Origin of the sequence: Intrasporangium sp. (assembly GCF_036566125.1) — a bacterium.
Lineage (GTDB): Bacteria > Actinomycetota > Actinomycetes > Actinomycetales > Dermatophilaceae > Intrasporangium.
The window spans coordinates 1-9,659 of sequence record NZ_DATCWX010000360.1; the positions used below are offsets into that span (position 1 = coordinate 1).

Here is a 9,659-nt window from a genome sequence, read left to right on the forward strand (position 1 = left end):
CGCATCCTCAGTCGAGGTGGGAAGAGGTTTGGACAAACCCTTGACAAACCTTGGTCAGACAGTCACACAATGGGATCCCACCAGCTCCTCCGGAGCCTGGCCACCACCTCAAGGAGTTCCCATGAAGAAGCTGACCGCCACACTTGCCGCCGCCGCTCTCGGCACCCTCGCCACTGTGGCCGTGGCCGGCCCCGCCGCCGCTGCCCCTGACACGGCCTGCCAGAAGGCAGGCCTCAAGACGCTCATCGGAGCCGGCCTCATCGACGATGTCGCGCGCGACGGACTGCCGATCGCGACCGCGGTATCCCTCGGGGTCGCGCCGCGGGCCACCACGAACGTCGCGGCCCTGCCTGACCCGCTCCCGCTCTCCGTCATCCTCGCCGACCACCAAGCCGGCTCCTCGAGTCTCTTCGTCTACCCGTGGTGCTGAACCGTCTCTGACCCACCGGCGCCCGGCCGCTCACTGCGGTCCGGGCGCCGCTGTGCGAGCCTCGCCGCCATGAGCTCCACGCCGCTGGCGATGCGATGGCCAAGAGGCACACTGCCCGCCCCGATCTCGTCCTGCCGAGCGCCGCCGACGAAGACGACAAGATCCGGGTGAGCCTCCGAGAGCCGCTCGCACAGCTGGCGCGCCGGTGCGACATCGGCCGGGCGAGGAACGGCGAGAACGACTGCGTCGGCGCTTCGGGCGCCCACCGCGACCTCCCAGTCATCGTGAGGGAGGTCGGCACCGACGTAGGCGGTGGAGAACCCGGCGCGCCGGGCCGCCACGGCGAAGGCGAGGATGCCTAGTTCGTGCCGGGCACCCATAGGCAGCCCGAGCGTCACCACCGGACCGTTGGCCCTCGCTGCGGCTGCCTCGTAGGCCGCGGCCAGGCGTCGCTGGACGGCATAGCTGAGCAGGTGCTCGCCCGCGACCGAGATGCGGCCGTCTGCCCACGCGTCGCCGATGGCGAGGAGCGCGGGCATGAGCCAGTCGTCGACGACCCGCTCGAAGCCGGCCCGCGCGAAAGCGTCGTCGAGGACGTCCGCCGCCATCACCGGGTCCAGCTGTTGGGCCGCCTCGACGAGGCGGTCGAGGCCGGGGAGCGCCGACGGCTCGGCCGGTCCGGCCGGCGGCTCCGGCGTCGGCGTGGAGGCGGACCCGGAGGTGCGTGCCTTCGTCTCGGCAGCGGCCTCCCGGGCCGACCATCCCTCGTTGACCAGGCTCGCCATGATTCCGAGGGCACGGAGGTCCGCGTCCGAGTAGAGGCGGTAGCGGCCGTCCGACCGGGCGGGGCTGACGACGCCGTAACGGCGCTCCCAGGCCCGCAGGGTCGACAGGCTGATACCGGTCAGCTGCGCAGCCCGCTTGATCGTGTACATGGTTTGTGCAGTCTATGTCTTGCCCGGCCCGGTGACCGGCTCAGAGTCTCTGCAGCGCTCGGCGAAGACCGTCGGCGCCGTCGTCGACGAGCCGCCTGAGAGCCGGCGCGACCACCACCGTGGCGATTTTCCGGACGCCCTTCAGCTCGAAGGTGGCGGCGTAGGTGACCGTCGTCCCGGAGCCCTCGCCCTGCACCCTCATGTCGTCGAGGGCCACCAGGGTGCCGTTCTCCCCGCGCAGCGCGAACCGACGATCTGGCTCCAGGTCGGTGACGACATACATGACCTCCGCCTCCCGTCCCATGAAGCGAGAGATGTTCCGGTAGCGCGTGCCGACTTCACCTGAGCCGGAGATGCGCTCGGTCCGGACGGTGGCGGGATCCCACTCGTTCGTCGTCGTGAAGTCGGACAGGTAGGCGAAGACCTGCTCGACGGGTGACGGAACAGTGAGCGTGCGGACGAACTTCATGATGCTCTCCTTGGACTAACCTTTGACAAACACTATACGTACACTCTACATTGAAAGACATGAAGCAGTCCAGACAGCCCACCGCCGCCGTCATCGGATCAGGCGTCTCGGGGTTGACCGCCGCGCACGTCCTGTCCCGCTCCCACTCGGTCACACTCTTCGAGGCGGACAGCCGGGTCGGCGGTCACGCGCACACGCACACGGTGCCGGGACCGAACAGCTCCTTGCGGATCGACAGCGGGTTCATCGTCCACAACGAGCGCACCTATCCCCATCTGCTGCGTCTCTTCAGGGAGCTCGACGTCGAGACCCGACCCACCGAGATGAGCATGAGCATCACGTGCGAGGGATGCGGCCTGTCCTACGCAGGCGGCCGAGGCGTGGCAGGGATCCTGGCCCAACCATGGCACATCGCTGATCCGCGGTTCGTCCGGATGCTCACCGAGGTGCCGCGCTTCCATCGGGAAGCCAAGGCGCTCCTGGCGCATCCGTCCCCCGAGCCGACCTGGGGCGAGTTCCTTCGCGACGGCGGGTTCTCCACCTACTTCATCCGTCACTTCGCCATCCCGCTGGTGTCGTGCGTGTGGTCGTGCGGCGACCTCGATGCTCAGACTTACCCGGCCCGGCACCTGTTCCAGTTCCTGGACCATCACGGCATGCTCAGCGTCACCGGTTCCCCGCAGTGGCGCACGGTCGTCGGGGGCTCCGCCACCTACGTCGACCGCCTCGTCGCCCGCCTGCCCGACGTCAGACGCCTCGCCCCCGTGACGGCGGTCGAGCGCCATGACGACGGTGTCGACGTGCGGGTCGGCGATGCCGCGCCCGAGCGCTTCGACCGGGTCGTCGTCGCGACCCATGCCAACCAGGCGCTCGGACTGCTCGCGGACGCGACCCCAGAGGAGAAGGAGGACCTCGCGGCGATCGAGTACTCGCGCAACTCGGTGTGGCTCCACCGTGACTCGGCCGTACTCCCGCCTGCCCGACGGGCGCGTGCCTCGTGGAACTACCGGATGCGCTCCTGCGACGCCGCGAGTCCACAGGTGATGGTCAGCTACTGGATGAATCGACTGCAAGGCCTGCCTGAGGGCGACGACCACATGGTCACGCTCGATCCCGCCGGCTTCGTCGACCCGGCCACCGTCACCGCCGAGATCTCCTACGAGCACCCGATCTTCACCGGCGCAGCGGTCGCCGCAGCGACTCGGCTTCGTTCGGCAGGCGGCGAGCGCCTCGCGTTCGCCGGTGCCCACCTGGGCTGGGGTTTTCACGAGGATGGCTGCCGCTCCGGCGTCGCAGCCGCGGCGTCGTTCGGGGTGCGGTGGTGACCATGCATGTGGTGCCGCCGCCGGTGCCGAGCCTCGTCGAGGGTGCAGTCACGCACACGCGCCGCACTCCCCTGGTCCATCGCTTCCGGCACAGCAACTTCCAGTGGCTCGTCGACCTCGACGATCTACCGCGCCACCGGTGGCCGCTGTCCCTCCTCGCCCGCTTCGATGCCGCCGACCACTTCGAGGGAGGGCGGCACGGCGGTGGCATCCGCGGTGACCTCGACCACTTCCTCGTGAAGCAGGGAGTCGAGCTGCCCTCCGGCACGAGGGTCCTCATGCTCGCCCATGCTCGCTCGCTCGGACACGTCTTCAACCCACTGAGCGTCTTCTGGTGCATCGCTCCAGACGGTCGGCTGGCGGCAGCGGTCCTCGAGGTGCACAACACGTACCAGGGACGCCACGCCTATCTCGTCGATGTGGATGACGCAGGCCGTGCACAGGTCGACAAGGCGTTCTATGTTTCTCCGTTCAACGACGTCTCCGGCGAATACCAGGTACGACTCGTCCTCGACGCGCGGCGGGTGGCCGTGGCCATCCGGCTGGTGCGCGATGGCCGAACCGTCCTCGATGCCGCTGTGTCCGGGACGCCGACGCCTGCCACGGGCCGCACGCTGCTGTCCACCACCGCGCGACACCTGTCCATGACCCATCGGGTGACGACTCTCATCCGATGGCACGGGGTACGCCTGTGGCTGAGAGGCCTGACCGTCGTGCCCCGACAACAACAGCTCGAGGAGGCCGTCCGATGACGACGATCCAACCGCAACCCTTCGCCCCGCCCCTGGCGCCGATCCGCCTCCGGACTGCGCTGGCCCGGATCATCCTCGAGCAGGTCCTCGACCGGGTCCCGGTCGACGTGGTCCTCCCCGACGGCTCCCGGCTGGGCCGGTCACACGCGAGCGGGACCGAGCCCAGCGGCATACGGCCTGTCGTGGAGCTCCGGCACCCAACGGCATTCTTCGAGCGTCTCGCCCGCGACCCGAAGATCGGGATCGGCGAGGGATACATGGACGGACACTGGCGCGCTGCCCCCGGCACCGACCTCGCCGACGTGCTGCTGCCGTTCGCCGAGCGGTTGACGACGGCGGTCCCCCGCCCATGGGTCGCGCTCCGGAGGATCGTCGACCGTGCGGTCCCACGCGAGCAGCGCAACACGCTCACCGGGTCACGGCGCAACATCGAGGCCCACTACGACCTGTCCAACGACCTCTTTGCTTCGTTCCTCGACGAGACGCTGACCTACAGTTCGGCACTCTTCGACCGCACCAGGTCGCTGCGGTCGCAGTCGCTCGAGGAGGCACAGCTGCGCAAGGTCCACGCCATCCTCGACGAGGCGCGCGTGACCCAAGGCACCCGCGTCCTCGAGATCGGCACCGGCTGGGGGACGCTCGCGATCGAGGCCGCCAGGCGCGGGGCCCGCGTCACGACCCTGACGCTCTCCCGCGAGCAGGCCGCCCTTGCCCGACAGCGCGCCGAAGCCGCCGGCGTGGCCGACGCGGTTGACATCCGGGTGGAGGACTACCGCGAGGCGCGAGGCCGTTTCGACGCGATCGTCTCGGTGGAGATGATCGAAGCGGTCGGCGAGGAGTACTGGCCGACGTACTTCCGGGCCCTCGACGGTCTCCTCGCCCAGGGCGGCACCGTCGCCATCCAGGCGATCCTGATGTCCCATGACCGCTATCTCGTGACGCGCCGCTCCTTCGGCTGGATCCAGAAGCACATCTTCCCGGGCGGCCTCATCCCGAGCCTGCAGGCGGTCAGCGAGGTCACCGAGCGGGAGACCGAGCTGCGGCTGACCCAGGTGCACACCTTCGGCCAGGACTACGCCGAGACGCTCCGGCGCTGGCGCGAGACCTTCCTCAGGGCCTGGCCGCTTGTGCAGCGCCTCGGCTTCGACGAGACGTTCCGTCGCAAGTGGGAGTTCTACCTGGCCTACTGCGAGGCCGGCTTCGCCTCCGGCTATCTCGACGTGGCCCAGCTCCGTCTCGAGCGGGCAGCATGAGCGCGGGGCTGCGCGGGCGGAAGGTCTGGGTCGTCGGCGCCTCCAGTGGGATCGGCGCCGAGTTGGCGCGCGAGCTCGTCCGGCGTGGTGCGGAGGTCGCGATCAGCGGTCGGCGACCTGTCGAGCTCGCCGCGGTGTCCCGCGGCAGCATGACGACCGTCCCCGCCGACGTCACGGACGCCGATGCGGTGGAAGTGGCGGTCGCTGCAGTGCGTGAAGCGCTCGGCGGCCTGGACACCGTCGTCTTCAGTGCCGGCTACTGGAAGCAGTTCGATGCTGCAGAGTGGGATCGCGAGATGTTTGCCCGGCACGTCGAGGTCAACCTGCTCGGACTCAACAACGTGCTGGCGGCGGTTGTCCCGGGCCTGGTGGACCAGGGCCGGGGCCACCTCGTCGGCATAGCATCGGTGGCCGGCTACCGAGGCCTCGCGGGGTCGGAGGCCTACGGCGCCACCAAGGCCGCTCAGCTCAACCTCTTCGAGGCGATGCGAGCGTCTTTGTCGCCGAAGGGAATCCGTGTCACGACGGTAGCTCCCGGCTTCGTGCGCACCGAGATGACATCGGCCAACCAGTTCCCCATGCCGTTCATCATCGAGGCGGACGAGGCGGGCCGGACCATCGCCGACGGCCTCGAGCGCGGGAACGAGAACATCGTGTTCCCCCGGCGGATGGCGGTTGCCATGGGCGTCGCCCGGCTCGTGCCGGGGCGGCTCTGGACCGCGATCACCACACGGGGTGCCAAGGCGTGACCGTCTCGCTCCTCTGGTTCCGGCGCGACCTTCGGACCTGCGACCACCCCGCCCTGCGGGCGGCCGTGGACGCGGGCACGTCGGTGCTCCCCGTCTTCGTGCTCGACCCTCGGCTGCTCGCGCCGGACCGGCCACGGTCGCGACGACTCGTCGCGTCCGTCCGGGCGCTCGCCGACTCCCTCGACGGCCGCCTCGTCGTGCGGACCGGGGACCCTGTCGAGGTCATCCCCGGCCTCGCCCGCGAAGTCGGTGCGGAGAGGGTCCACGTGACCCGGGAGACGACGCCCTTCGGACGCCGAAGGGACGCTGCGGTTGCGTCAGCCTTGTCCACTGACGGCCGTCGCCTCATCACCACAGGGACGCCGTATGCCGCTGAGCCCGGTCTCGTGGTCACGCAGAGTGGTGAGCCCTACCGCGTCTTCACCCCGTTCGCGCGGGCCTGGCGTGCCCACGGCTCACCGCCGCCGGTTCCGCCACCACGACGGGTCACCTGGTTCGACGGCGATGTGGGCAGCGTCGCACTTCCTGGCGGCTCGGCGATCGGTGCGCACGGTGACGGCGCCGGCGAGCTGGCCGCGAGGCAGAAGTGGATCGACTTCCTCGCCGACGGGCGACTCGGAGGTTATGACCGCGACCGCGACCGCCCTGACCTCGATGCCACGAGTCGCATGTCGATCCCGTTGAAGTACGGCGAGATCCATCCGCGCACGCTCCTCGCTGACGTCGCGTCTCACCCGGAGGGCGGGACGAGCGGCGCCGCGACGTTCGTCACCGAGCTGGCCTGGCGCGAGTTCTACGCCGACGTGCTCTGGCACCGGCCGGACTCGGCGTGGCAGGACCTGCGCCCGGAGCTGACCGACCTCGCCTACGACTCCGCGCCGGAGAGCGACCGCCTCGTCGAGGCGTGGCGCGAGGGGCGGACGGGCTATCCCCTCGTTGACGCGGGCATGCGGCAGCTGCTAGCCGAGGGCTGGATGCACAACCGGCTGCGCATGGTCACGGCGAGCTTCCTCACCAAGGACCTCCACGTCTGGTGGCCGATCGGGGCTCGCCACTTCCTCGACCACCTCCTCGACGGCGACATCGCCTCGAACAACCACGGCTGGCAGTGGGTGGCGGGGACGGGCACGGATGCCGCCCCGTACTTCCGGGTCTTCAACCCGGTGCGACAGGCGCGCCGCTTCGACCCCGCAGGCGACTACGTGCGCCGGTGGGTGCCGGAGCTCGCCCACGTGGCCGGAGCGGCGGTCCACGAGCCGTGGCTCCACGGGAACGGGTATGTCAACGGGTATCCGAGGCGGGTCGTCAACCATGATGACGAGCGGAGAGAGGCCCTGGCCCGCTACGAGCTGGTCAGGAGGTGAGTCGATGCGTGGCCCCGTGGCCGAGCTGCGTGCCTTCCTCGACGCTGCTCTCGTCCGACCGGTGCCCGGAGCGGTGGCCGACCCTCCTGGCACCCAGATCAGACGACGGGTCGTCGTCGGGCTCACCCTGGTCGTCGGAGCGGTCGTGCTGGCGTGGGCCCTGCGGATCCGTCCCGGGGACCCACTCTTCTACGCGGCGACGCTCGCCCTGGCTGCCGTATGGGCTGCGGGTGCCGTCCTCTCCGGCCCGCTGCGGCTTGGCCGAGGCCATACGAGACGGGGCTCGACGCCAGACCGCCCCGTCGTCCAGTCCCTCGCGCTGGGATCGCTGCTGCTCGCCCTGTTCCTGGCCGGAGCCCTCGTCGTCGCGCGGCTGCCGGGGCTCCGCGAGCCGGTCGACGACCTGCTCGACCACGCCCGCTACGGCTCCCTCCCGGTCGTCCTCGCCATCACCGTCCTCAACGGCGTCGCGGAGGAGCTCTACTTCCGCGGCGCCCTCTATGCGGCGCTGCCGAGCCACGCCATTGGCGTCACGACCATCCTCTACACGCTGACCACCGTCGGCAGCGGCGTACCGCTGCTCGTGCTCGCGGCCGCGGTCGTGGGCGTGGTCACCGCCCTGCAGCGGCGCGTCACCGGCGGCATTCTCGGACCGGTCATCACCCACATCACGTGGTCGACCGGGATGCTCCTGCTGCTGCCACCAGTCCTCGACCTCGTGAGGTGAGATTCATGAACCCGACCAACCAACGCACTGCGGAGCGCATGACTCCGCCGGCCACCACCTCCCAGGGACGGCTGGCACTGGTCACCGGGGCGTCCGGCCATGTCGGCGGGCAACTGGTCCCCCGGCTGCTCTCGGACGGCTGGCAGGTCCGGGTGCTGACCCGGCGGGCCGGCTCGCTCGACGACCGGCCGTGGGCTGACCAGGTCGACATCGTCGTGGGGGACGTCGCAGACCGCGCGGACCTCCGAAAGGCACTCAGCGGCATACGGACTGCGTATTACCTCATCCACTCCATGGACGACCGCCCGGACTTCGCCGAGCGCGACCGGGAGGCGGCAACGGCATTCGGAGACGTGGCCCGGGAGCAGGAGGTGCGGCGCCTCGTCTACCTGGGCGGACTCCATCCCGACGACGAGGAGCTGTCTCCGCACCTGGCGTCCCGGGTGGAGGTCGGCCGCATCCTGCTCTCGTCCGGTGTGCCGACCGCCGTGCTCCAGGCCGCCGTCGTGCTGGGTGACGGCTCCGCGTCGTTCGACATGCTGCGCCACCTGACGACCCGGCTGCCCGCGATGGTGGCCCCGAAGTGGCTCGACAACCGGATCCAGCCCATCGCCGTCGACGACGTGATGACCCTCCTCGTCGGAGCCGCCGACCTGCCCGCGAACGTCAACCGGACCTTCGACATCGGCGGGCCGGACGTGCTGACCTACCGGGAGATGATCCAGCGTTTCGCCTCCGTGACGGGGTTGCGGCAGCGGCTCGTCGTGACGGTGCCCGTCCTCACGCCCCGGCTCGCAAGCCACTGGGTCGGACTGGTCACCCCGATCGGCGCCGGGGTCGCGAAGCCGCTCGTCGGCAGTCTCGTCCACGAGGTCGTCGCCAAGGAGTCGGACCTGCTCGACCTCGTCGAGGTGCCAGGCGGCCTCACCGGCTTCGACGAGGCGGTGCGACGGGCGATGGAGGGAGCAGCACCGGACACGGCACTGCGCAACCTGGCCCTCACGGGCGCTGCCGTCGCGGCGAGCGCGGTGATCGGGTCCCTGGCGACCAAGCCCGGCTCCCGGTGGTACCGCAGCCTCGACCTGCCTGCGTGGCAACCCCCGAAGGCGGCCTTCCCGATCGTCTGGACACTGCTCTATGCCGACATCGCGGCGAGCGCCGCCGCAGCTCTCACCGCAATCGACCGGAACCAGGCTGAGGGAGAGGATGGCTCGCGGTCCACACGGCAGCGATACCTCGGGGCCCTCGGGCTCAACCTCGCGCTCAACACCGCGTGGAGTGTGCTCTTCTGGCGGCGACGGACCCCCGGCGGGGCAGCGCTGGAGTCTGGGCTGCTGACGGCCAGCGGGGCGGATCTGGTGCGACGGACGGTGCCGGCGAACGGGGTGGCGGGTCGCGCGCTCGTACCCTACGTCGCCTGGTGCGGCTTCGCGACGGTGCTCAGCGCGGAGATCCACCGCCGCAACCGCAACCGTGGTCGATGAGGTCTTCTAGGCTTCTCTAGCGTGGATCAAATACTTCCGTAGAGAGCCCGATGATCTCTGGGTCAGTTCAGCGCCGGCTCGCGTGAGCGGGCCAGGGCGCCGGCAAATGTCTTGCGGTACTGCAGCGGGGGCAGCCCCAGCTCCCTCTGGAAATGGCTGCGCAGGACGGCC

Annotated in this window: 10 protein-coding genes; 8 read left to right on the forward strand and 2 right to left on the reverse strand. The window is 70.2% G+C overall.

The window, feature by feature from the left end:
* The first annotated feature begins 121 nt into the window (after positions 1–121).
* The gene (locus VIR15_RS21145) at positions 122–430 is read left to right on the forward strand and encodes a hypothetical protein (RefSeq protein ID WP_331931478.1); all 309 of its coding nucleotides are present in this window, start codon (positions 122–124) and stop codon (positions 428–430) included.
* Here VIR15_RS21145 and VIR15_RS21150 read toward each other — a convergent pair.
* Complete coding sequence (locus VIR15_RS21150; protein WP_331931480.1) at positions 415–1,365, reverse strand: MerR family transcriptional regulator; 951 nt, start codon at positions 1,363–1,365, stop codon at positions 415–417. The two genes, VIR15_RS21145 and VIR15_RS21150, sit on opposite strands and share 16 nt — an antisense overlap.
* Positions 1,366–1,405: 40 nt before the next feature.
* Entirely contained in the window at positions 1,406–1,834 is a 429-nt protein-coding gene (locus tag VIR15_RS21155) for an SRPBCC family protein (protein WP_331931482.1), read from the reverse strand.
* A 59-nt stretch (positions 1,835–1,893) separates the two neighbouring features.
* On the opposite strand from VIR15_RS21155, the gene VIR15_RS21160 reads away from it, so the two are divergent.
* Genes VIR15_RS21160 through VIR15_RS21190 form a run of 7 tightly spaced genes read left to right on the forward strand, consistent with a single transcriptional unit; the run spans position 1,894 to position 9,488 of the window.
* A complete protein-coding gene (locus VIR15_RS21160; protein WP_331931484.1) occupies positions 1,894–3,159 on the forward strand; it encodes an NAD(P)/FAD-dependent oxidoreductase in 1,266 nt (421 codons plus the stop codon).
* Positions 3,160–3,161: 2 nt separating this feature from the next.
* Positions 3,162–3,911: a DUF1365 domain-containing protein gene (locus tag VIR15_RS21165; RefSeq protein WP_331931496.1), complete on the forward strand. Its 750-nt coding sequence runs from the start codon at positions 3,162–3,164 to the stop codon at positions 3,909–3,911.
* Complete coding sequence (locus VIR15_RS21170) at positions 3,908–5,164, forward strand: class I SAM-dependent methyltransferase (RefSeq protein ID WP_331931486.1); 1,257 nt, start codon at positions 3,908–3,910, stop codon at positions 5,162–5,164. Before VIR15_RS21165 ends, VIR15_RS21170 begins: the two co-directional genes overlap by 4 nt.
* On the forward strand, positions 5,161–5,913 hold the full coding sequence (locus VIR15_RS21175) for an SDR family NAD(P)-dependent oxidoreductase (protein WP_331931488.1): 753 nt from the start codon (positions 5,161–5,163) through the stop codon (positions 5,911–5,913). Before VIR15_RS21170 ends, VIR15_RS21175 begins: the two co-directional genes overlap by 4 nt.
* Positions 5,910–7,277 carry a cryptochrome/photolyase family protein gene (locus VIR15_RS21180; protein WP_331931490.1) on the forward strand — a complete coding sequence of 456 codons (1,368 nt, stop codon included), beginning with the start codon at positions 5,910–5,912 and terminating at the stop codon, positions 7,275–7,277. Before VIR15_RS21175 ends, VIR15_RS21180 begins: the two co-directional genes overlap by 4 nt.
* A 4-nt stretch (positions 7,278–7,281) precedes the next feature.
* A complete protein-coding gene (locus VIR15_RS21185; RefSeq protein ID WP_331931492.1) occupies positions 7,282–8,004 on the forward strand; it encodes a CPBP family intramembrane glutamic endopeptidase in 723 nt (240 codons plus the stop codon).
* Between the two features lie 5 nt (positions 8,005–8,009).
* On the forward strand, positions 8,010–9,488 hold the full coding sequence (locus tag VIR15_RS21190; protein ID WP_331931494.1) for a tryptophan-rich sensory protein: 1,479 nt from the start codon (positions 8,010–8,012) through the stop codon (positions 9,486–9,488).
* Positions 9,489–9,659: the final 171 nt, after the last annotated feature.